Genomic DNA, 21629 nt, shown 5'->3' with positions numbered 1-21629 from the left:
TCTCGGGTCGGGGTGGTGTCAGCTCATCGGAATGGCTGCGTACAGGATCCAGGTGATGAGGAATCCTGCGACACCGAGCACGGTGGTCAGCGGCGTCCAGGTACGGAGGCCGTCCTTGACCGAAAGGCCGAGGTAGCGGGTGACCACCCAGAAGCCAGAGTCGTTCACGTGGCTGAGGCCGAGCGCGCCATAACCGATGGCGATCGCGACGAGCGCGATGTGGATCGTGTCGAGACCGAGCACCGCAACCGACGGCAGCAACAGGCCCGCCGTGGTCGTGATGGCCACGGTCGCAGAGCCCTGAGCTGCGCGCATGATGAGCGAGATGAGGAACGCGGCGAGCAGCAGCGGCATCCCACTACCTGCGAGCAGTTCAGCGACAGCGCCGCCGATACCGGTCTCGGTGAGGATCTTGCCGAAGGCGCCACCGGCACCCGTGACGAGGATGATGACGGCAGCTGCGGGCAGCGCCGACTCCATGACCTCGCCGAGCTTCGCAGGCGACCAGCCGCGACGCACACCAAGGAAGAACATCGCCGCGGCGATGGCAACCATGAGAGCGAAGATCGGCTGACCGATCATCGACAGGAAGCTGTTCCAGAAGGTGCCCGACTCGAACGCCGGGGCGACGGCGGTGCCGAGCATGATCAGCACGAGCGGCAGCAGGATGAGCCCGAGCACAGTGAAGGCGCTAGGTGCCTTCTCACCGTCGCGAAGACCGGCGTTGATGGACGCCTTCTCGGTGCCGAAGTTGTCGAACATCTCCTTCGTCGCCTCGATCATCGCGAACTCTTGGCGGTTGATGAGCTTGCCTGCCCAGAACGCCAGCGCGGCGAGCGGGATCGAGATGAGGAGCGAGAAGATCGTGATCCAGCCGACGTCTGCGCCGAGGATCGTTGCGCCTCCGACGATGCCGGGGTGCGGCGGAACGGCGACGTGCACCGCGAGCATGATGCCGGCGACGGGGAGGCCGAACTTGATCGGGTTGAGGCCGGCGACCTTCGAGAAGGCGAAGATGATCGGCACGAGGATGATGAATCCCGCGTCGAAGAATACCGGGATCGCCAGAATCGCGGCAGCGACGACGAGAGCGATTCCGACCCGCTTCGGGCCCAGCCACTTCGTGAACTTGCCGGCGAGCGAATCCGCACCGCCAGAGAGTTCGATGATCTTACCGAGCATCGAACCGAGTGCGACGAGCACGGCAACCGAGCCGAGCGTTCCGCCTACACCGGCGATGATCGCCTGGATGATGCCCAGCTGTTCGGGCGTACTTTCCGTCGCGGCGATCGTCGTCATTGGCAGGCCGGCCGCGAGGCCGACCACGATCGAGACGAGGATCAGGGCATAGAAAGCCTGCATCTTGAAGCGGATGATCAGCAGGAGCAGCAGGGCGAGGCCTGCGATTCCGATCGCGATCAGCGCGGGAAGAGGGAGCGTCACTGGATCTCTTCTTTCAGTTCTCTTGGCGCAAGTGCACCGAGGGGGTTCATGGCGCGGTCGCGCCGGGGTCAGTCTGTGGCGCGGTCGCGCCGTGTCCATCCGTGGCGCGGTCGCGCCAGGGTCAGTTCAGGTCAGGAAAGGCGTGCGGGGGCGATCACGCGGATCACGGCGGAGTCGTCGTGCGCGCCGAGACCCTGTGCCTCACCGAGCAGGAACAGCTGCTCGGCAGCATTCGCAACGGGGGTCGACAGGTGCGCAGCACGTGCCGCGTTGCCAACGATGCCCATGTCCTTGACGAAAATGTCCAGGCGGCTGAGCACCTCGGCACCCTCCTCGTCGTACGCCTGAAGGGAGCGCGGGCCGCGGTTGCCGAGCATGAACGAGTTCGCTGCTCCTGCAGTGAGAGCCTCGAGAGTCTTCTCCCGGTCAAGGCCGAGAGCATCGGCAAGAGCAAGCGCCTCGGCGGCAGCAGCGATGTGCACACCGCACAGCAGCTGGTTGACGGTCTTCAGCGCCTGGCCGTCGCCCGGCTTCTCGCCGACGATCGACAGTGTCGACGCGAGCTGGTCGAGCACGGGGCGCGCAATCTCGAGGGCCGCCGGTGTCGCGCCGACGACGATCAGCAGATCGCCTTCGCCTGCGCGCACAGGGCCACCGGAAAGCGGAGCATCCACCAGCTGGGCGCCGTGCTCGGCGAGACGGTCTGCGATCTCGACGATGCCGTCGGTGCCGACCGTGCTGGTGAGGATGACGACTGCGCCGTCGGTGAGGTGCGAGGCGAGTGCCGTCTCGCCGAAGAGCAGGTCGTTCAGCTGGGACCCGTTGCGCACAGCGACGAGCACTGCCTGAGCATCCGCGACGGCTTCCGCCGCAGATGCCGCCGGCTTCACGCCTTTCTCAGCGGCGAGAGTGATGCGCTCGGCGGCGATGTCGAAACCGCGCACCTCGAAACGCTCAGCAAGACGGGTGGCCATCGGCAGGCCCATGGCTCCGAGACCGATGACGGCGACAGTGGATGTCATTTCAGTACCTTTCAATTCTCAGTTCGCGATTTCAGTTCGCAGTCTCAGTTCGCGTCGGCGAGCGTCGCGACGACGCGTGCCAACGAGTCGGGATCGCCGACGTTTCCGGCGAAAACGATGTACGGGATGCCGACGGCGGGCCCGGTCTGGGGCTGCCAGAGCGAGACGAGGCCGGGGAGCATGGGGCCGAGCACGGTGGCACGGCGAATCTCGAGCGCCTCGCTGGCGACATCGCTCGAGGTGATACCCCCCTTGGCGATCACGAACCGCGGTGGCGCGATCGCCAGCACACGGCGGACCAGTTCGACGACGCCGCTGGAGACCTTGCGGGCGATCTCGAGGCTCTCGTCTCCATTGGCGCCGGTGACGAGTTCGCGCGTGGTGTGCACGATGACCGATCCGTTCGCGAGGGCTGTGGCGACGGCATCCGCCTGGGCATCGAGGTGCGCCTCGCGACGGTCGTCGATGAGGCTGCGGACATCGAGCTCGATGGTCACCGTGTCAGGACGCTGCTTGCGAAGCTCCTCGAGCTGCTGGGTGGTGAGCGGCACGTGGCTGCCGACAACGACAAGTCCGCCGCGCTCGTAGGCGAACGGGATGTCCTCTGCGCGCACCGGTTCGGCGATGTCCTGCCCGATGTGGGCGCGCACATACGGCGGGCCGACGCGCAGCAGTACTTCGCGATCCTGCATCCGGTGCAGCGCGAGGGCGACCACACGCATGTCGGATTCCGCCACGACATCGACCGCGACGACAGAGCCGGAAGGCAGTTCGCGCAGGAAGGACGCCACGGCGTCGACGCCGGAGCGGATGATGTCGATCGTGAGGGCGGCGACCTGGTCGGCGGGCATCCGCCCCTCGGTCTTCTCCTCGACCCAGTCGCGGAGGTTGGACGATGCGAATCCGAAGGTCGCGTCCTTGGCGAAGGGCGTCTCCCCTACCGGGGTCGCCTCACCGTCCACGACCCAGTAGTGCACGGAATTGACAGTGATGCGGCCAGCGTCAGGGAAGGCAGGGACGAGCAGCGTCAACTCGGGGGCGACGCCGCCGTGCGCGACGATCTCGGCAGAGAGCACGTCGGTCTCGAGCGGGAAGTGCCCACGCAGAGTCGAGTCACTGCGCGAGACGAACGTCACGTGCAGACCTGCTTCGGATGCCGCAGCCAGCGCGACGGCGACGACCTCTCGGTTGCGCTCGGTGGCCGTGGACTCATCGAGGGAGCGGGTATTGGTGAGTACGTAAACGGCTGGGGCGCCGGTAGCGAAGGCCCCGGCGAGGTCTTCGTGTTCCCAGCGAGTGAGCACCGGAAGGTTCGCGACCGACTGCGTGCCGGTGGGGTCATCGTCCAGGACGACGAGCACACCCTGCGGATCGAGAGAGGCACGCACTTCTGCGGCGTCGATCGGGGCGGGTGCCGGCAGCGAGGCGAGAAGCGCATCGACGTGCACAGGAACTCCTTCGTTCAGAGGTGATTCTGATGATTCGGCGGGGCTATCCGATATCAGATAACGAGGTTACGCCTAAATCTGTACTTCGGCAACCGCGTCATCCTTGGCTATCGGCCGAGGGCTCGCCTACTCGCCGAGTACGTAGTGCAGCAGGTCGTCCCTGGTCTGGCGCATGTGGCTGACCATCGCTTCCCGCGCAGCATCCGCAGAGCCGGTGCGCATGGCATCCAAAACCGACGCATGCTCAGCGATCGCATGCTCGCGGATCTCAAGCACCGAGCTGGTCTCGCTGCGTGAATCCTGCAGCATGGTGGTGAGCGGACGAACGGATGCCACGAGAATGCGGTTGTCAGCGGCAGCGAAGATCACATCGTGGAAGGCAAGGTCCGCATCGACGAAGCCAGGGACATCGCCGTGCGAATGCGCCGAGCGCATGTTGTCCAGGTGGGTCTCCAACTGCTCGATGTGCGCGGGAGTGCACTTGGGTGCGGCGAGTTCGGCCGCTCCGGTCTCGAACATCACTCGCATGTCGATCAGGTCGAGTGAGGAACGACGGCGCGCTCCCCCGCTGCGCGAGTACCGCACGACGGCTTCGAGCCCCGTCCATTCATCCACCGGAGCCACTCGGTGCCTGCTACCGGGCACCGGCACGATGACACCCTGCGCCTGCAGCAGCCGCACGCCTTCGCGGAGCGTTAGCCGCGAGACCCCGAGCAGCGTGGCGAGGTCCGCCTCGGCGGGCAGTGTTTCACCCGCTGCAAGGCGCCCAGCGATGATCGCATCGAGCAGGCCGTCCACGACGGACTGCGTGCGGGAGACACGTTCGGGCTTCATGCATCCAAGGTAGCGCGGCGTCGGGGCCCGGTGCGCCGCACACGGCGAGTCACGACGAGCGGGAGCGGGCGCGCGAGGGGTCGCAGATGGCCGCCTCCCCCGCTCGCAAGCGGCCAAGTGCGACACCCGCCGCTGGGAGCCCGCGCAAGAGGGGTCGCGGATGGTCGCCAACCCCGTCCTCAAGCGGCCATGTGCGACCCCTGCCATTGCTCCCCAGCGCGGGGGTCGCAGATGGCCGCCTCCCCCGCTCGCAAGCGGCCAAGTGCGACACCCGCCGCTGGCAGCCCACGCAGGAGGGGTCGCACATGGCCGCCAAACCTGGTTCCATGCGACCATCTGCGACACCCGGGCCGGGCCGGCCGGGCTCACGCCGTGCGGATGAGCTTCTTGTTGACGAACTCGTCGGCCGCCAGCATCCCCAGCTCGCGCGAGGTGCCACTGCGCTTGACACCGCCGAAGGGGAGTTCAGGGCTGTCTGCGAGCACGAGGTTCACGTAGACCATGCCAGCCTCGATGCGGTCTGCCACGCGCTCGGCCTGTGCCGCATCGGTCGTGAAGACGTACGAGCCGAGCCCGAAGGGCGTGTCATTCGCAATCACGACGGCCGCATCCTCATCGGCCGCGCGATATACGACCGCGGCCGGGCCGAACAGCTCTTCGCGATACACGTCCATCCCCGACATCACATCAGCGAGCACCGTCGGGGCGAAGAATGCGCCGTCGTGGGTGCCTCCGGTGAGCAGCGTCGCCCCCTGTGCCACAGCACCGTCGATCTGCGCCTGCAGCCGCTCGGCCGCCGCGAGTGAAGACAGCGGACCGAGCACGGTCTCCTCCTGTGTCGGATCTTCGGCGCTGACCGCGGCGAGCGCGGCGACGAACTTCTCCACGAAGGAGTCATACAGCCCGTCGATGATGATGAAGCGCTTGGCACCGTTGCAGGACTGACCATTGTTGTCGAGGCGCGCATCCACGGCGGCCTGCACGACGGCATCCATATCGTCGGTGGAGAGCAGGATGAAAGGGTCTGACCCGCCGAGCTCGAGCGCGACCTTCTTTAAGTGGCGTCCTGCAACCTCGGCGACCGCGGCGCCGGCGCGCTCGGATCCGGTGATTGACACCCCTCGCACGCGCTGGTCGGCGATGATCGTCGCCGCTTGCTCGTTGCTCGCGTAGACGTTGATGTATGCGCCGTCGGGCAGACCGGCATCCCGGTAGATCGCCTCGAGCGCGGCGGAAGATTCCGGACACTGCGACGCGTGCTTGAGAATGATCGTGTTGCCGATGGCGAGGTTCGGAGCCGCGAAGCGCGCGACCTGGTAGGCCGGAAAGTTCCACGGCATGATGCCAAGCAGCGCACCCAACGGCGAGCGCCGAATGACCGCCGTGCCGTCGCCAAGGATCTTCAGCGGCTGGTCGGCCGTGATCTGCTCGATGTTGTCGGCGTAGTACTCGATGATGTCGGCGGCGAAGTCGACCTCGCCCTCGGCCGCGGCGATGGGCTTACCCATCTCACGCACGATGATCGCGGAGAGTTCCGCACTGCGTTCGCGGTGCAGCGCGGCGATCCGACGGATCACAGTGGCGCGCTCTGCGGGCGCGGTGGCGCCCCATACGGATGCCGCGACATGCGCCCGAGCGACGGCATCATCGATCTGGGCATCCGTGAATGTGTCGTATTCGGCGAGGGTCTCCCCCGTTGCGGGGTTGATCACGGCGTAGTCGGTCATGGTGTTCTCCCTCAGCTGTTCGGGACGAGCGTGTATTTCGTGGACAGGTACTCGTGGATGCCCTCGGCACCGCCCTCGCGCCCGACACCCGACTGCTTGACTCCGCCGAACGGCGCGGCCGCGTTCGAGACGACTCCGATGTTGAGGCCCATCATGCCGGTCTCGAGTGCGTCGATCATGCGGTGCCCGCGGGCGAGATCCTCGGTGAAGACATACGACACCAGACCGTACTCGGTGTCGTTCGCGAGGCGCACGCCCTCCTCCTCGGTCTCGAAGGTGGCGATCGCCAGCACCGGGCCGAAGATCTCCTCACGGAGGATGTCGCTGCCCGCCGCGACATCGGTGATCACGGTCGGCTGGAAGAAGCTGCCCTCTCCCTCGATGGCATATCCGCCGGCAAGCAGACGAGCGCCGCGTCCGACCGCGTCATCGACAAGAGCGGATGCCTTCGCCACGGCATCCGCGTCGATCAGCGGTCCGATCGTGACGCCGTCTTCGGTACCGCGTCCGATCGTCATCGCCTTGACCCGCTCGGAGACCCGATCGGCGAACTCCGAGGCGACGGATGCGTGCACGATGAAGCGGTTCGCAGCTGTGCACGCCTGGCCGATGTTGCGGAACTTCGCCGCCATCGCACCGTCGACCGCCTTGTCGAGATCGGCGTCTTCGAAGACGACGAACGGGGCGTTGCCGCCGAGTTCCATCGAGACCCGCAGCACGCCCTCCGCTGCCTGCGCGATGAGTTTGCGGCCGACCTCGGTCGATCCGGTGAAGGAGAGCTTGCGCAGCCGTGGGTCGGCGATGATCGGCGCCGATACCTTCGATGACGACGAGGTCTGAACGACGTTGACGACGCCCTTGGGGAGCCCCGCCTCTTCGAGCAGCTTCGTGAAGAAGATCGTCGTCAGTGGCGTAAGCGCCGGGGGCTTGATCACCACGGTGCATCCGGCGGCGAGCGCGGGGGCGATCTTGCGTGTGGCCATCGCGAACGGGAAGTTCCACGGCGTGATGAAGAACGACGGCCCGACCGGACGCTGCGAGACGATCATCTGCCCCGTGCCCTCCGGGTTGCTGCCGTAGCGGCCGGAGATGCGCACTGCTTCCTCGCTGAACCAGCGCAGGAACTCGCCGCCGTAGACGACCTCTCCGCGTGCCTCGGCGAGCGGCTTGCCCATCTCGAGTGTCATCAGCAGGGCGAGGTCTTCCTTGTGCTCCTGCACGAGGTCGAAAGCGCGGCGCAGGATGTTACTGCGCTCGCGCGGCGCGGTCGCGGCCCACCCTTCTTGCGCGGCGACGGCAGCATCAAGTGCACGGATGCCGTCAGCCGGGGTCGCGTCGGCGATCGAGCGGATCACAGCGTTGGTCGCCGGATCGTGCACGTCGAAGGTGCGCCCGCCTTCGGCCTCGACCCACTCCCCGCCGATGAAGAGGCCGGTCGGAATACTGTCGAGCAGGGCGTGCTCGTTCGGTGCGATGGTGCTCATGGTCACTCCTGGGATGGGTCGGTGTGTCTTCAATTTGCAGCGAGGACGCCTTCGAGGACGTCGAGGCCCTCGTTCAGCAGATCGTCGCTGATGGCGAGTGGAGGAAGGAAGCGGATGACGTTGCCGAAAGTCCCACAGGTGAGGACGATCACGCCCTCGGCAATGCACGCCTTCGCGATAGCGGCGGTGAGTGCGGCATCCGGAGCCTTTGTGGCGGGATCGACAAATTCGATCGCCGTCATCGCCCCGCGTCCGCGGACGTCGCCGATACGCGAGTCCGCTCCCTGAAGCGCGTTCAGACGCAGGTGCAGCAGTGTGCCGATCTGCTGTGCGCGCTGCAACATCCCGTCGTTCTCGAAGACGTCGATCGCGGCGAGCGCGGCCGCGCAGGCGATCGGGTTGCCACCGTAAGTGCCGCCGAGTCCGCCGGCGTGGGCGGCATCCATGATCTCGGCACGCCCGGTGACGGCGGCGAGCGGAAGTCCACCCGCGATGCCCTTCGCAGTGGCGATGAGGTCTGGTTCGATGCCGAACTGTTCGCTGGCGAACATCGTGCCGGTGCGAGCGAAGCCGGTCTGCACCTCGTCGGCGATGAAGACGACGCCGTTCGCTCGACACCATTCGACGATGGCGGGAAGGAACCCGTCTGCGGGGACGATGAATCCCCCCTCCCCCTGGATCGGCTCGATCACTACGGCAGCAGTGCTGTCAGCGCCCACCTGCTTCTCAATCTGCGTGATTGCGCGGGCTGCGGCTTCGGCGCCGGAGAGTCCGTCGCGGAAGGGGTACGACAGGGGCGCACGGTAGACCTCGGGCGCAAACGGTCCGAAGCCGCTCTTGTACGGCATGGCCTTCGCCGTGAGCGCCATCGTCAGGTTGGTGCGGCCGTGGTATCCGTGCTCGAAGGCGATGACGGCGGGGCGGCCGGTGTGCTTGCGGGCGATCTTGACGGCGTTCTCGACGGCTTCGGCGCCGGAGTTGAACAGCGCGGTCTTCTTCGCGAACCTTCCCGGCGTGAGGCGATTGAGCGCCTCGGCCACGGCGATGTACTCCTCATACGGGGAGATCATGAAACACGTGTGAGTGAAGCGCGCGGCCTGGGCGGCGATCGCCGCGGCAACCTTTGGATGCGCGTTGCCTATCGTCGTGACGGCGATGCCACTACCCAGGTCGATGAGGGAGTTGCCGTCGGCATCGACCACGACTCCCCCGCCTGCTGCGACGGCGGCGATCGGCACGGTGTGTGCGACACCCGTGGGCACTGCTTCAGCCTTGCGCGCAAGGATCTCTGCGGAGCGCGGTCCTGGTAGCGCCGTGATGAGGCGTCGTTCCTGGGCGAGCTCGGGTCCGCCGAGAGGAAGAGCTGTCGTCGCTGCGTCGTGGAGTGCCATATTGCGAGCGTATGCCTGGTCTCATCGCGGCGCACTCGCCGCCCTGTACAATCTGGGCTAAGAGATCGCCCGATCGTACAATCTCGGAAACTCGGGAAACTCGGGAAACTCGGGAATCTCGAGAAATGAAGAGGATGCCAATGGATCAGCCGACGCTGCGCGGACTGCTGCGCGATCCACAGCTCGGGTTGCGATTGGTCTCTGGTGCCCCGGATGCCTTGGACCGCCCGCTGCGCTGGGTGCACTCCACCGACCTCGCCGATCCGACGCCCTTCCTCGCCGACGATCTGGCACTGCTGACGACCGGAAGCCAGCTCGACGGATCGGTCACAGCATCCGCGTATGTCGCGCAGTTGACTGCACGGGGTGTCGTCGGCCTCGGGTTCGGCACTGGTGTTCGGCATCCTGAGCTTCCGTCCGATCTGGTCGCCGCGTGCGCCGAATCGGGGCTGCCGCTGTTCGAGGTGCCATATCGCACACCGTTCATCGCCGTTGCCCGTGCGCACGCCGAAGCGATTGCTGCTCAGGCATACGCCAGGCGCAGCTGGGCGCTGGACACGCAGCGGGCGTTGTCTGTGGCGGCTCTTCGCAGGCACGGGCTGGCTGCGATCATCAGCGAGCTCGGTCGCCGGCTCGACGCCTGGGTGGCGATGTTCGATGCATCCGGCACGCTCACGATCGAGCATCCGCCTGGCGGGGTTCCCGCCACGACGCGAGAGATCCTTGCGGGGCACGTCGCAGAAGTGCTGACGCGAGGAGCGGAGACCGGTCGCTCGATCGTGGTCGACGAGCAGACGATGCAACTGTTCACACTCGGTCGCCCGCGAGGTCTGCGCGGCGTGATCGCGATCGCTACCGCTTCGCTGGATGCCGAGGCACGCGCCGTCGTCACGTCGGTCATCGCGATGGCGGGGCTGGCCCTCGAGCAGACCGATCAGTTCGTCAGCGAACGCCGCCGCCTGCACACGCAGCTGCTTCAGTCACTCTTGCTCGACGATGAGACGCTGGCTCGGCGCGTGCTCTCGTCGCTGCCGACAGGGCACGTCATCGTGGCGGTGGCAGTGGGCGCCCTCCCCGAAGCACTCGAAGAGTGGTGGGAGCGACGCCGAGCGGAGCGCGGATCGCGGTCGTTCCTCGCGGTGTCGGATGACGGCTCGGGCTCCAACTCGGCTCATGGCTCTGGGAACGGCATGGTGATCTGCCTGCCGGAGGCGGATGCTGTGCTGCTCGACGAGGCCGCGGAGCGCTTCGGCATCCGCATCGGCGTCTCGGAAGCGACCTCGTACTCGGCGTTCTCCCGCGCGCATGCGCAGGCGCTCAGTGCGCTGCGGCGGGGCGGCAGCGCAGGCACGGGTTCAGGGGCGGTCCGCTTCGCCGAGACGGCGGCATCCGGCATCCTGTCTGCCCTCGCCACCGATGATGCACGCCTGATCGCAAAGTCGCGGCTCGCACCGCTGCGCGAGAATGACGCGGACCTTGAGCAGTCACTGCGGGTCTGGCTCGAGCACGACGCCCGGTTCGAATCCGCCGCCTCAGCCCTCGGCATCCATCGCCATACGCTGCGCTCGCGCGTGGCGAAGGCATCCAAGCTCCTGGATGTGGACCTCGCAACGTTCCCGGCCCGCGCGGAGCTATGGTCGCTACTCCTCGCATCCCATTGACCGTCGACGCCCCGGGGTGTCGCCGACGCCCCGCCGCACCGACGGGCAGCATGGGGCGCGGGCGGCAACCAGGGGCGTTGGCAGCGCGCCGGCCCGCTCAGCCCAGGTTGTCGGACACAATCTCCATCGCGTGGGTACGGGCCTCGCGCGCATCGGCACCACGCTCAGCAGCCACAGCAGCCGCAAAGACCTCGGTGAACACCAAATACGCGACGCGCGAGGTGTGCTCCAACTCATCGCGGAAGCTCACACCGCTCGGCGTGATCACCAGCGACAGCGTTGCAAGCTCGGTCAGCGCCGACGAAGCGAATGACGTCACCGCGATGACCTTCGCCCCGCCGCGAGCTGCCGCCGCAGCAACGCGCAGCGTCGCCTCGTTCGCGCCGGACCCGCTGATGATCAGGCAGACATCGACGGCGGTGAGGTGCCGCGCGGCGATCTGTTGTGCGATCGCGTCGGCAATGAACTCCGCCGGACGCCCCGATGCCGTCAGCCGCATCGCCAGATCACTCGCGATCGGTGACGACAGCCCGTTGGCGAGCACGAGCAATCGCCCCGAGGATGCCGCGAGGCGCACGGCTTCGGCCACGTCATCCGGATCCAGCAGACTCGCCAGCGCCGGCAGGGATGCCGCGACCCGATCGATCTCGCTGCGCATCCGCCCGAGCACGCCGGGGCCATGGTCTGCGACCGTATCGCCCGCCTGGCCAAGTTCGGCAGCGAGCGCCACCCGCAACTGCGGATAGCCCCGATAGCCGAAGCTCTGGCACGCGCGCACGACGGTCGCCCGCCCCACGCCTGCGCGGTCGGCGAGCTCCTGCGCGGTCCATTCCACGACGGCATCCGGCTGCTCAGAGATCAGCTCCGCGACGCGGCGTTCGCTGGGTCCGAGCGTGTTTCCCACGCTGGCGATGCGCACCGACGGCGGCGTACTAGACGAGAACACGGGCACGGGCTCCCTCCATGATGCGGCGGCGGATCGCGCCGGATGCCCAGTCGATCAGCATCGTGACGATGATGACGACGATGAGCAGAACGCCCACCGTTGACCACTCACGGTACTGCGTGTACGAGGTGAGCATGTCACCGATTCCGCCGACGCCGATCAGGCCGAGCACCGCGGAGGAGCGCACGTTGATCTCGAAGCGGTAGAGCCAGAACGACCAGAAGGTGGGAGCGGCCTGCGGCCACACTCCCCAGCGCAGCACCTGCGAGGTGCTGCCTCCGGCCGCACGGGCGGCTTCGATCGGGCCAGGTGCGACACCTTCGACGGCCTCATAACCCCATTTGCCGAGCGTGCCGATGCCGTTGATCGCGAGCGCCAATGCGCCGGTGAAGGGTGTGAGACCGGTGACCGAGAGAATCACGATCGCGATGATGATCTCTGGTACCGCGCGGATCAGCGAGAAGAAGCCGCGCAGCAGCGCACGCAACCACGCCGGACCGAATCCACGCGCGGCAAACAGGCTCAAAGGAGTGGCGAGCAGGATGCCGAGGACAGTGCCGACCCACGCCATTTCGACACTGCGCCAGGTCTGCCACAGCGCCTCTGGGAGCTTCTCCCAGTTCGGCGAGCCGAACATAAGGAACAGATACCGGATGATCTCGGCCGGCAGATCGGCAAGCCGCGCCCAGTTGATGTCGATCGACCAGAACGCGAGCACGACGATGCCGGTGACGACGACCCAGCCCGCGACGAGCCAAGGCCTGCGCGGCTTGCGGGGCACGGCGAACTTGTGGGGCACGGCCATAGCGGCGGGAACAGCGGCGGCGCTCATACCAGCCTCCGTCGAATGGCGGAGCTGACAACGTCGATCACAACAACCACGATGAGAATCTCCAGGATGATCAACGACAGCTGGTCGTAGCGGTAGAAGGTGCGCACTGCGTCGATGAGCAGTCCCATGCCGCCGGCGCCGACGAGGCCGAGAACGGTGGATGCGCGGACGTTGAGTTCGAACACGTACAGCGTCTGGTTCGCGAACGCAGGCCAGGCATCGGGCAGCGCGAGAGTGCGGTTGATCTTCGCCTGGGTGGCGCCGACTGCGCGGCCGGCCTCAAGGGGACCCGCGTCGTTCGTGTCGATTGCCTCGGAAACGAGCTTGACGAGGATGCCGATATTGAACAGCAGCAGCGCCAGGATGCCCGGCAGCGCCCCGACTCCGACCATAGCGACGAGGACCGCCGCGTAGAGCAGATCCGGCACGCTGCGGACAATGTTCAGGATGCCGCGGACGATGATTCGCGCCGGCGCATTCGGGTTGGTGCTGCGCGCGGCCCAGAAACTCAGCGGCAGCGACACCAGGGCACCGATCGCGGTGGCGATGACCGCCATCTGCAGCGTCTCGATGAGAGGTGCGACCGTGCGTGGGAAGAAGCTCCAGTCCGGCACGAGCAGCTGCAGGATCTTGCCCGCGCCATTTTGCCAGTTGCGCGCGATCGCGCCGAAGTCCACATCGATGCCGATGCCGGGCAGACACATCACGACAGTGATCGCCACGATCACGAGAGCGATCGCTGGCGCCTTCCACCGGCCGCCAGGCCGCTCGGGCAGCTCAAGCGGCTTCTGCTCGAGCTGGCTCCGATCCACCCCGTTCCGTTCTAGCCCGTTTCGTTCTAGTGGCGTCGCACTGCTCACGACAGTCGATCCTCCGGGCTGATCGAGCGCCCGTAAATCGCCTCGAAGTCCGCATCCGTGGCGCTTGCGGCAGGTCCGTCGTAGACGACCTCGCCTGCGCGCATCCCGATCATCCGCACGCCGTATTCGCGGGCGAGGTCGAGCAGGTGCAGGTTGACGACCACCGTGATGTCGAGGTCGCGGTTGATGCGGCGAAGGTCTGCCATCACGCCGTGCGCTGTGGGCGGATCCAGGCTCGCGACCGGCTCATCAGCGAGCACGATGCGCGGTTCCTGCGCGAGGGCACGGGCGATCGCGACGCGCTGCTGCTGACCGCCGGACAGGTTCGAGGCACGCTGGTAGAGCTTGGACAGGATGCCGACGCTGTCGAGCGCACGGTAGGCGAGCTGCTTGTCGCTCTCGGAGTACGTGCCGAGCAGGGTGCGCCACAGCGGGGTGTGCGCGAGACGTCCGACCAGGACGTTCTGCAGCACGTTCGCGCGCCCGGCGAGGTTGAAGCCCTGGAACACCATGCCGATATCGCCGCGCAGTCGGCGGAGCGCCCGGGGCTTTGCGCCGCTGACACGATGCTCCCCCACATCCAGCGTTCCGCCGGTGACGGGCACGAGGCCGTTGATCGTGCGGATGAGCGTCGACTTGCCGGAGCCGGAGAGTCCGACAACGGCGATCATTGACCCGGCGGGGATGTCGAGCGAAACGTTCTTCAGTCCGATGGTGCCGTTCGGGTAACGCACGGTGACGTCGTCGAGCCGGATGGACCACGGCGTGGACGCCGCAGCCGAAGCTGCGACGTCCACGGTGTGAATCAGGTCGGGCATTTACTGCAGTCCCAGAGCCTGCGCCGCACGAGCGACGACGTCGAGGGATTCCGGGTTGGCCGGTGCGAGCTTGGTGATCGAGTAGACGCTCTCCAGGATCGCGGAGCCCTCTTCGGTGTCAGAGAACTCGGCGAGCGCGGTGGTGATGCGCTCCTGCAGTTCAGGCGAGAGGTCCGCTGACAGCGCGACGCCGTCGTTCGGGATCTCCTCGGTCAGAGCGAAGACGACGACCTTCTCGCCGACATCCGGGGTGTCCTTGACGACAATGGTGCGGGCATCCCAGAAGCTGAAGCCAACCTCGGCGTCGCCGTTGTAGACCGCGAGAACGGATGCGTCGTTCGCGGTCACCGGGATCTGCTGTATGTCGTTGTCGGTGTCGAGGCCCGCCTCCTGCAGCGCGAGGATCGGGTAGATGTAGCCGGCCGGAGAGCCGGGGCCGAGGACGGCGACGTTTGCACCCTCAACCTTGTCGATGCTGTCAAGGCCCGCGGGGCCACTCATCGCGTCGGCGCCGTTGCAGAACAGCATCCCATCGCGCTCGACCGGGGTGTCATCGCAGTACTTGTCGGGGTTGTTCGTCATGAACTGCGCGGGGTAGGTGATGTTGCCGTTGCGCTCGGTCTGCAGCACGACGGATGCGTCATACATGTCGTTCGCCTGCCACAGCTGCAGCGACGGGAGGAAGCCGATCTGCGCCTGGCCCGCGCCCATGGCTTCGACAGCAGCCTGGTAGTCCTTCGAGACCACACCGGTGACCTCGATGCCGAGCTCCTCGGAGAGGTACTCGGTCAGCGGAGCTGCGGTGTCGACGAGGCCGTCCTGGTCCTGCGAGGGGACCAGTGCAAGCACGAGCGATTCGGGGTCAGCGGCCGGAGTGACGGCTTCGCCCTCAGCCGGGCTTGCGGAACAGCCGGCGAGCGCGACAGTCAGCAGTACGCCGACAGCGGCAAGACCGGTTGCAGAGCGACGAAGAGTAGAAGTTCGCATGATCATCCTTCGGTATGGGTATGGGTATGGGTGTGAGTGGCGGAGTCGGTGAGATCGTGGGTGGCGCCCAGCCATTCCTGCAGCGCAGGCAGCAGCGCGGTGAGGGTTGGGGCGCGAAAGGTGGGTACGGCATCGGGGTCGGCGAAGTCGCCAACAAGGGCGGTCGCCTGGCCGCGACGATGAACGGGCGCGAGATCGTTGTGCCAGATGTCGCCGATGCTGAGCACCCTGGCATCCGTGGACAGATCCTCAAGAACAGCGTCGAGGCCTGCGGGCTTGCCCGCGCCCGTTACGATGCGGTCGAAGAGGCCGTTCAGACCAAGCGCTTCGAGCGCTTCGGTGAGGCGGATGTCGGGGGCATTGGTGACAAGGATGCGGTCGGCACCGGCGCCGGCGTCTGCGAGGAACTCGGCGAGGCCATCGGGTGCGGTAATCGGCGCGAGCTCGGTGGCGAGTTGACCGCGGCTGGCGAGATAGGCACGGCTGAGCTGTGCGGCATCCGCACCTGCAGCCTCGGCCGCACGGCGCACGGTGTCGTAGCCGTCGAGTGAGCCTTCGTCGCCGGCGGCGAGGGCTTCGCGGATGCCGTCGATGAATCCGTCCGGATTGCCGAGCTCTGCGGCCACCTGTTGCGCGTAGGCGAGCACGGGGCCGTCGCCGAGGGCGATAGTGCCGTCGAAGTCGAAGATGATGGTGGTGCGGTTGTTCACAGGGTGCTTTCTCTCGCGTTCTCTCGTACAGCGTGGACGCTTCGTCCAGTATGGAATGGCTCTATGGACGATTTGACCACATCTCGTGAACAGCGTGTAAACAGTTCTTCCTCTCGTCCGCAGTTCTTTTCTCTCGGTCGCTTAGTGTTGTCGCCGTGACCGAACTCGCCGTGCATTTCCTTGATGCCGCCTCCGCCCGCGCTGCGCGCGACACCGCATCGGATGCCGCAGCCGCCGTGGGCGTGCTCGACTGGTTGACGACGAGCATCGCTCGCGACCGCGCCGAGGGCCGCTTCGACGCCTGGGGGCGATCCACCGTGATCGACGAGAACGTGGGCAAGCAGGTGCTGAAGCGGGCGGTGTTCGAGCACCTGCACGAGCTCGCCGGAGCCGAGGCATCGTGGCCGGTCGGCAACGCCGGGGTGCTGCACTGCTACGGCTATCTGCTCTCGCGAGTGTCGACGCCCTATGGCCTCAAGCGGGAGCGTTGGCTCGGGCCCAACCTCGCCAGCGCGTACGGTCTGGCAGATGACGCGTTCGTGCCGTGGGCAAGCGAGTCAACGTTGCTGGAGCGGGCGACGGATGCTTCGGCCGCGCTGCTGGCGACGCCCACAGCCTCGCGCACCCTCGTCGTCGACGGCCGCGAGACGGTCGTTGCACTCAGCGCCGCTTCTGGGGCTGGCGCGCTGGCGTATGCCGTGGCATCCGCTGCAGAACCCTTACTCATCACCACGTTCCCCGTAGCCGATGTCGCCGCGCTGCTAGAGGAGTTCGACGCCGAGCCACGGCTGCGCTGGAACGCCGTGTGACGCCCCGCGAGAATGGCTTTCTCGCATGAGACAGGACTCCCCTGCGCTTGTCTCGTGCTGTAAACCCATTTTCGCCAGCGCATCAGCCGGATGTGAGTCCTGCGCGGAAGCGCTCAACGAGCAGGCCGACCAGCACGGCGGCGCAGCCCACTGCCGCGAGCGCGAGGGCAAGGAAGATTCCGTCGGCCGTCGGATGCCCGTCCGCCCCCAGATGCGCGGCAAGCACGGCGCCGGAGAACGCACTGCCGAACGATCCGCCGACGGTGCGCAGCACCTGATTGAAGCTCACCGCGCTACCCAGTTCTGCGGCGACGACGCTACGGGCAATGAGAGCGGGCATCGCGGCATAGGTCGTGCCGACGCCCATGCCCACCAGGAGCATCCCAACCAGAATTTCCCAGAGCTCATCGTGCGCAAACAACAGCAGCAGTGAAGCGGTGGTAACCAGTGCAGCGCCGATTGGCAGCAGGGTGGCCATCCGGATCTGCTTCGCCAGATGCCGCACGATCCGGTTGGCGGTGAAGCTTCCGACGGAGAACGGAAACATCACGAAACCGGCCCAGAACACCGGCAGTGCAATGCCATACCCGGTCTCGGCCGGGGCCTGTGCGATGAGGCTGCCGATCGACAATGCCATGTACATCACCGTGCCGAGCGTGATCGCGGTCAGGTTCGCGATGAGGGCATCTCGGCTGCGCAGCACGCGCAGATTGATCAGCGGATGCTCGACGCGCAGTTCCAGCAGAACCCAGCCAGTGAGCAGCACGAGTGCCACCGCGAAGCAGCCCAGCGTCGGCAGCGTCACCCAACCCCAGACCGCTCCTTCGCTGACGGCGAGCAGCAGCGCGGCAAGCCCGAAGGCGAGCACAGCTGCCCCTGGTACGTCGAACCGCGCCTGCGGCGCCTGACGGTCAGGCCCGGCCGGGACGGCGACGATCACCACGACCATCGCGGTGATGACGAACAGCGCGGCGAACCAGAACGCCCACTGGTAGTCGAGCGCTCCTGCGATGATTCCCGTCAGCGGGTATCCGATGCCGAGCCCCGTTGCCACCGTCACGGACAGGCTGGCGATACCAGGCGTGCTCTTCTCCGGCGGCAGATAGCGTCGAGCAAGCGCGATCGTCACTGGCACGATGCCGTAGCTCAGCCCCTGCAGCGCGCGCCCGATCAGAAAGATCGTGAAGTTCGTCGCCAGTGCGGCGACGACCGAACCGACGAGGATCACGGCAAGCGCAGTGATCAGCAGTCCTTTCTTGTGCCGACCATCGCTCATCCGCCCCATCACAGGGGTTGCGATGGCGCCGACGAGCAGGTTGATCGTCAGCATCCACTGCGCAGTACTCACCGAGACATGAAGCTCCTGCGAGATCGTGGGCACCAGCAGCATGCCCAGCGAGCTGACGATCGCCGTCGACAGCGCCGCATAGACGAGCGCCGGGAGCAGTCGCCTCCCCTGCGCCCCCTCACTCACCCGTGGGCTCCGCCATGAGCTTGCGCAATACGGGAACAGCGGATGCCAGCACTGCACGCTCCGACTCATCGAGCCGCTCGAGCAGTGCCTCGGCGAGCCAACCCGTGCCAGCTTCGCGTTCGCTCTCCAATGCGGCGTGGCCCTGCTCAGTGATCGCGACCATCACCTTGCGGCGGTCGGCTTCGTCACGCACTCGCGCAACGAAGGACAGCTCTTCCAACTCGCGCAGCGCCGTCGCGACGGCTTGAGGGGAGATCCGTTCTGACACCGCGAGCTCGGATGCCGTCGCAGGACCCTTTTGGACCAGTCGGTGCAGGATGCCGGCCTTTCCCAGTGAGATCGTCCGCTCTGTGTTGAAGCGACGGATCAATGGCCGCAGTGCGCTGCGGAACTGGGAAGCAAGGGGTGCATCAGGCATCCGACTATTGTACAACTAAATTGATCAATCTAGTTGTCTATCTTCGGCTACCGTCTCAAGCTCGCGAGCGCGCCGAGAGCACACGCACGCAGCCCCAGCCCATCGCCAGCACGCCGACGACCACGAAGACCACGCCCAACAGCCACATCGCCTGGTCCCAGTAGAAGTACCCGTACGAAAGTGCGTTCATTAGGCGCCCGAGGTCCTCGGGGAATTCCGTGATGGAGCCACCATCACCGAAGGCCCACAGCACGATTCCGAGCGTGGTGATGCTGAGGCCGATGAACACGAAGGCTGTGGTCGAGGTGCGCTTGCCCGACTCGACATGCTGGATGTGCGAGTCTGCCCCGACGACCCCCGGACGGCGCACCGAGAGAACCGGCAGCACGATGATGAGGGCGATCCCCAGTGCGACGCACGCACCGATCGCATAGCCGGCAATCGGCAGCAGGTACAGCTGGCTGACCAGACCTTCGCTCCAGAAGTAGTGGAAGCCGCTGTTCTGGTCGGTCGCCTGAATGATCACGTCGCGCACCCCGGGGAATGCCACCGCGATCGCTTGAATGACGGCGATAGGAACCGCCGCGATCGCCGGAGCAATCAGGCACGCCGAAACGAGCCGGAGCAGCAGCGGCGACACTGAATCGACGCGACGCCAGGTCATCTCGAGCATGCACCATCCGGCATAAACACTCGGGGCTGCGATCGCGAGGTTCCCCCAGAACCGGTCACCACCGGCATCCGTCATCGTTTCGAAGACGCCCCAGACTCCCAGAGCGACCGTCACGATCAACGCCACCAGGTTCGCACCGCTGACCAGCGACCGGATTTCCTCACGCAACTGTCGCCCATCCTCCGTCATATCGTCGCTCTGTTGCGCCATATGCCCTCCCCGTCCCGCAGCCAGGCTAGCGGGAATGCATCCGCCATCGCCGAGAATGGGTTTCCCGCACGGGACAGGTCCACGCTGCACCTGTTTCGTGCGGCAAAGCCATTCTCGGCGCGCGTGAAGCGCCATCCCGGGCGTTGCGCGACATCCGCTGCGTGAGACACCATGCCCGAGATGGTGTTTCACGCACCGAGGTGACAGTCCGGCTTGACGTGGTGTCTCACCGACGTCGCCAGGCCCGCCCGGCCTCGCCAGGCGTCGCCGGGCCAAGCCCTGCCCCAACCGGGCGTCGCCAGGCCAAGCCCACATCACCGCGGCGCGTGCGCCTCCAAGAACTCGTACACATCCGTCGTATCCACACCGGGGAAAGACCCCGTCGGCAGAGTCGCAAGCAGCGTCCGCGGAGTCTTCACATTTGGCCAGGAGTGCTCGCGCCAACGTTCCTCGAGATCGGCTGGAGCCCGGCGGCAGCACACCTCGACCGAGTGCTTCGAGACGCCGCGGTTCTGAGTGTCTCGCCCGACGAACCATTTCGTGTCGTCGAAGCGCACGCCGACGCTCACCGAGTGCAGGCCCTCGCTCGACGCCTCCACCCTGGCCGTGCACCAGTAGGTGCCGTTGCCAGTGTCGGTGTACTGGTAATACGGGTTGAATCGGTCGTCCTCATCGAACACGACGCGGCTGGTCCATCGGCGGCAGCACATCTGCCCTTCGATCGACCCAAGCCGGTCGGTCGGGAAGTTCACGTCGTCGTTCTCGTAGGCCTTAGTGATCGTGCCCGACTCGTGCACCTTGAGGAAGTGCACCGGAATGTCGAGGTGCCTGGTCGCGAGGTTCGTGAACCGGTGCGCCGCGGTCTCATATGACACCGAGTAGGCGTCGCGAAGGTCTTCGATCGAGATCGCCCGTCGCTCCTTCGCGGCTTTCAGCGCCGGCACGACGTGTGCCTCGGGGATGAGCAGCGCGCCGGTCAGATAGTTCGTCTCCACCCGCTGGCGCAGGAACTCGGCATAGCTGCGCGGCTCGGCGTGCCCGAGCATCCGGCTCGATAGTGCCTGGAGAACGGCGGTGCGCGCATCGCCCTTCGCCGGCACGCTGCTCGACAGATACAGCCGGCCGTTCGCGAGATCGGCGACGCTGCGCGTGGTCTGCGGCAGGTCGGGCGCATAGTGCAGCGTGAACCCCAGATAGGCGGCGATCTCGGATGCCGTGCGCTGAGTCAGCGGACCACCAGGATGCCCGACGGCACTCAAAATTTCGGATGCTTTCGCTTCGAGATCAGCGAAGTGATTGTCCTGCCTGCGCATGAGGTGGCGCAGTTCGACGTTTGCGCGGCGGGCTTCCTCCGGCGTCGCGGCACGCTCATCCCTCAGCCGGTCGATCTCACCGTGCAGTGAGAGCAAGGCCTTCAATGCATCCGTCGGCACGCTCTTCGCGATGCGGAACGGCTCGATGCCGAGCGCCCGGAACGTCTGCCCTTTCATCGCCCGCTCCAGCGCGATCTCGACGGCGCTGCGCTCATCGAGCGGTTCGCCCTCCATCAGCGCGTCGATGCCGGTACCGAGCGCCCGCGCGATGGCCTGCAGTTGCGTGAGCTTCGGCTCGCGCTTGCCGGTCTCGATCATCGACAGCTGGCTGGGTGCGCGATCGACCGCAGACGCGAGGTCTTCGAGCGTCATCCCTCGGGCCGTGCGGAGCTGTCGGATGCGCCGCCCGATTGTGAGGGCGTCGGTGTCTTCTGCAACGTCTGCGGTGCTCATGCGGCCGATTCTGTCACGAAAGCAGAATTTTGACGATTCTTCACCCCGAGAATGTGCAGTTGGATGCCAGAACTTCACCCAGAGTGGGTGTCAAGCCACTCAGCTCTCACCACCGC

The 21629-nt window shown here is 66.4% G+C and carries 19 protein-coding genes; 2 read left to right on the top strand and 17 right to left on the bottom strand.

What is annotated here, in order from left to right; all coding sequences use genetic code 11:
- Positions 1–18 precede the first annotated feature (18 nt).
- The 7 genes from AC1C2Q_RS13600 to gabT form a co-directional block, all read right to left on the bottom strand.
- Positions 19–1443 (bottom strand): GntP family transporter, encoded by a 1425-nt coding sequence (locus AC1C2Q_RS13600; RefSeq protein WP_495450515.1) that lies wholly within the window; start codon positions 1441–1443, stop codon positions 19–21.
- Between the two features lie 131 nt (positions 1444–1574).
- Positions 1575–2465 carry an NAD(P)-dependent oxidoreductase gene (locus AC1C2Q_RS13595; protein ID WP_495450514.1) on the bottom strand — a complete coding sequence of 297 codons (891 nt, stop codon included), beginning with the start codon at positions 2463–2465 and terminating at the stop codon, positions 1575–1577.
- Positions 2466–2509: 44 nt separating this feature from the next.
- On the bottom strand, positions 2510–3913 hold the full coding sequence (locus AC1C2Q_RS13590; RefSeq protein ID WP_495450513.1) for a four-carbon acid sugar kinase family protein: 1404 nt from the start codon (positions 3911–3913) through the stop codon (positions 2510–2512).
- 126 nt (positions 3914–4039) lie between these two features.
- On the bottom strand, positions 4040–4747 hold the full coding sequence (locus AC1C2Q_RS13585) for a FadR/GntR family transcriptional regulator (RefSeq protein WP_495431618.1): 708 nt from the start codon (positions 4745–4747) through the stop codon (positions 4040–4042).
- A 365-nt stretch (positions 4748–5112) separates the two neighbouring features.
- A complete protein-coding gene (locus tag AC1C2Q_RS13580; RefSeq protein WP_495450512.1) occupies positions 5113–6474 on the bottom strand; it encodes an NAD-dependent succinate-semialdehyde dehydrogenase in 1362 nt (453 codons plus the stop codon).
- An 11-nt stretch (positions 6475–6485) separates the two neighbouring features.
- Complete coding sequence (locus tag AC1C2Q_RS13575) at positions 6486–7958, bottom strand: NAD-dependent succinate-semialdehyde dehydrogenase (protein WP_495431616.1); 1473 nt, start codon at positions 7956–7958, stop codon at positions 6486–6488.
- Positions 7959–7987: 29 nt separating this feature from the next.
- Positions 7988–9349, bottom strand: a complete 1362-nt coding sequence (gene gabT, locus AC1C2Q_RS13570) for a 4-aminobutyrate--2-oxoglutarate transaminase (protein ID WP_495450511.1) — start codon at positions 9347–9349, stop codon at positions 7988–7990.
- 140 nt (positions 9350–9489) lie between these two features.
- On the opposite strand from gabT, the gene AC1C2Q_RS13565 reads away from it, so the two are divergent.
- Positions 9490–11010, top strand: coding sequence for a PucR family transcriptional regulator (locus tag AC1C2Q_RS13565; protein ID WP_495450510.1), 1521 nt, complete (start codon positions 9490–9492; stop codon positions 11008–11010).
- Between the two features lie 97 nt (positions 11011–11107).
- On the opposite strand, the gene AC1C2Q_RS13560 is transcribed toward AC1C2Q_RS13565, so the two are convergent.
- The 6 genes from AC1C2Q_RS13560 to AC1C2Q_RS13535 are packed head-to-tail and all read right to left on the bottom strand — an operon-like array spanning position 11108 to position 16163.
- Entirely contained in the window at positions 11108–11962 is an 855-nt protein-coding gene (locus tag AC1C2Q_RS13560; RefSeq protein WP_495431613.1) for a MurR/RpiR family transcriptional regulator, read from the bottom strand.
- On the bottom strand, positions 11943–12788 hold the full coding sequence (gene phnE / locus AC1C2Q_RS13555; protein ID WP_495450509.1) for a phosphonate ABC transporter, permease protein PhnE: 846 nt from the start codon (positions 12786–12788) through the stop codon (positions 11943–11945). The genes AC1C2Q_RS13560 and phnE (AC1C2Q_RS13555) overlap by 20 nt, the downstream gene beginning before the upstream one ends.
- Positions 12785–13600: a phosphonate ABC transporter, permease protein PhnE gene (gene phnE, locus AC1C2Q_RS13550; protein ID WP_495450508.1), complete on the bottom strand. Its 816-nt coding sequence runs from the start codon at positions 13598–13600 to the stop codon at positions 12785–12787. The genes phnE (AC1C2Q_RS13555) and phnE (AC1C2Q_RS13550) overlap by 4 nt, the downstream gene beginning before the upstream one ends.
- Positions 13601–13644: 44 nt before the next feature.
- Positions 13645–14466: a phosphonate ABC transporter ATP-binding protein gene (gene phnC, locus AC1C2Q_RS13545; protein ID WP_495450507.1), complete on the bottom strand. Its 822-nt coding sequence runs from the start codon at positions 14464–14466 to the stop codon at positions 13645–13647.
- Positions 14467–15453 carry a phosphate/phosphite/phosphonate ABC transporter substrate-binding protein gene (locus tag AC1C2Q_RS13540; protein ID WP_495450506.1) on the bottom strand — a complete coding sequence of 329 codons (987 nt, stop codon included), beginning with the start codon at positions 15451–15453 and terminating at the stop codon, positions 14467–14469.
- Positions 15454–15455: 2 nt separating this feature from the next.
- Positions 15456–16163, bottom strand: a complete 708-nt coding sequence (locus AC1C2Q_RS13535) for an HAD family hydrolase (RefSeq protein ID WP_495450505.1) — start codon at positions 16161–16163, stop codon at positions 15456–15458.
- 155 nt (positions 16164–16318) lie between these two features.
- Between AC1C2Q_RS13535 and AC1C2Q_RS13530 the strand changes: the two genes are divergently transcribed.
- A complete protein-coding gene (locus AC1C2Q_RS13530) occupies positions 16319–16972 on the top strand; it encodes an amino acid deaminase (protein ID WP_495450504.1) in 654 nt (217 codons plus the stop codon).
- Between the two features lie 82 nt (positions 16973–17054).
- On the opposite strand, the gene AC1C2Q_RS13525 is transcribed toward AC1C2Q_RS13530, so the two are convergent.
- The 4 genes from AC1C2Q_RS13525 to AC1C2Q_RS13510 all read right to left on the bottom strand — a co-directional run bounded on the left by AC1C2Q_RS13525 (position 17055) and on the right by AC1C2Q_RS13510 (position 21513).
- Positions 17055–18446, bottom strand: a complete 1392-nt coding sequence (locus AC1C2Q_RS13525) for an MFS transporter (protein ID WP_495450503.1) — start codon at positions 18444–18446, stop codon at positions 17055–17057.
- Positions 18439–18864, bottom strand: coding sequence for a MarR family winged helix-turn-helix transcriptional regulator (locus AC1C2Q_RS13520; protein WP_495450502.1), 426 nt, complete (start codon positions 18862–18864; stop codon positions 18439–18441). The genes AC1C2Q_RS13525 and AC1C2Q_RS13520 overlap by 8 nt, the downstream gene beginning before the upstream one ends.
- Before the next feature lie 55 nt (positions 18865–18919).
- Positions 18920–19747, bottom strand: a complete 828-nt coding sequence (locus AC1C2Q_RS13515; protein ID WP_495450501.1) for a hypothetical protein — start codon at positions 19745–19747, stop codon at positions 18920–18922.
- Positions 19748–20061: 314 nt separating this feature from the next.
- Positions 20062–21513, bottom strand: a complete 1452-nt coding sequence (locus AC1C2Q_RS13510; RefSeq protein WP_495450500.1) for a helix-turn-helix domain-containing protein — start codon at positions 21511–21513, stop codon at positions 20062–20064.
- Between the last annotated feature and the right edge of the window lie 116 nt (positions 21514–21629).

The sequence above is a fragment of the Microbacterium sp. Y356 genome (assembly GCF_059445355.1).
This window is presented reverse-complemented; position numbering and strand designations above follow the sequence as displayed.

Coding starts and splice junctions, on each gene's coding strand:
- AC1C2Q_RS13595 (WP_495450514.1), bottom strand. CDS start 2,465: ATGACATCCACTGTCGCCGTCATCGGTCTCGGAGCCATGGGCCTGCCG.
- AC1C2Q_RS13585 (WP_495431618.1), bottom strand. CDS start 4,747: ATGAAGCCCGAACGTGTCTCCCGCACGCAGTCCGTCGTGGACGGCCTG.
- AC1C2Q_RS13580 (WP_495450512.1), bottom strand. CDS start 6,474: ATGACCGACTACGCCGTGATCAACCCCGCAACGGGGGAGACCCTCGCC.
- AC1C2Q_RS13575 (WP_495431616.1), bottom strand. CDS start 7,958: ATGAGCACCATCGCACCGAACGAGCACGCCCTGCTCGACAGTATTCCG.
- gabT (WP_495450511.1), bottom strand. CDS start 9,349: ATGGCACTCCACGACGCAGCGACGACAGCTCTTCCTCTCGGCGGACCC.
- AC1C2Q_RS13565 (WP_495450510.1), top strand. CDS start 9,490: ATGGATCAGCCGACGCTGCGCGGACTGCTGCGCGATCCACAGCTCGGG.
- phnE (WP_495450509.1), bottom strand. CDS start 12,788: ATGAGCGCCGCCGCTGTTCCCGCCGCTATGGCCGTGCCCCACAAGTTC.
- phnC (WP_495450507.1), bottom strand. CDS start 14,466: ATGCCCGACCTGATTCACACCGTGGACGTCGCAGCTTCGGCTGCGGCG.
- AC1C2Q_RS13540 (WP_495450506.1), bottom strand. CDS start 15,453: ATGCGAACTTCTACTCTTCGTCGCTCTGCAACCGGTCTTGCCGCTGTC.
- AC1C2Q_RS13520 (WP_495450502.1), bottom strand. CDS start 18,864: ATGCCTGATGCACCCCTTGCTTCCCAGTTCCGCAGCGCACTGCGGCCA.
- AC1C2Q_RS13515 (WP_495450501.1), bottom strand. CDS start 19,747: ATGGCGCAACAGAGCGACGATATGACGGAGGATGGGCGACAGTTGCGT.
- AC1C2Q_RS13510 (WP_495450500.1), bottom strand. CDS start 21,513: ATGAGCACCGCAGACGTTGCAGAAGACACCGACGCCCTCACAATCGGG.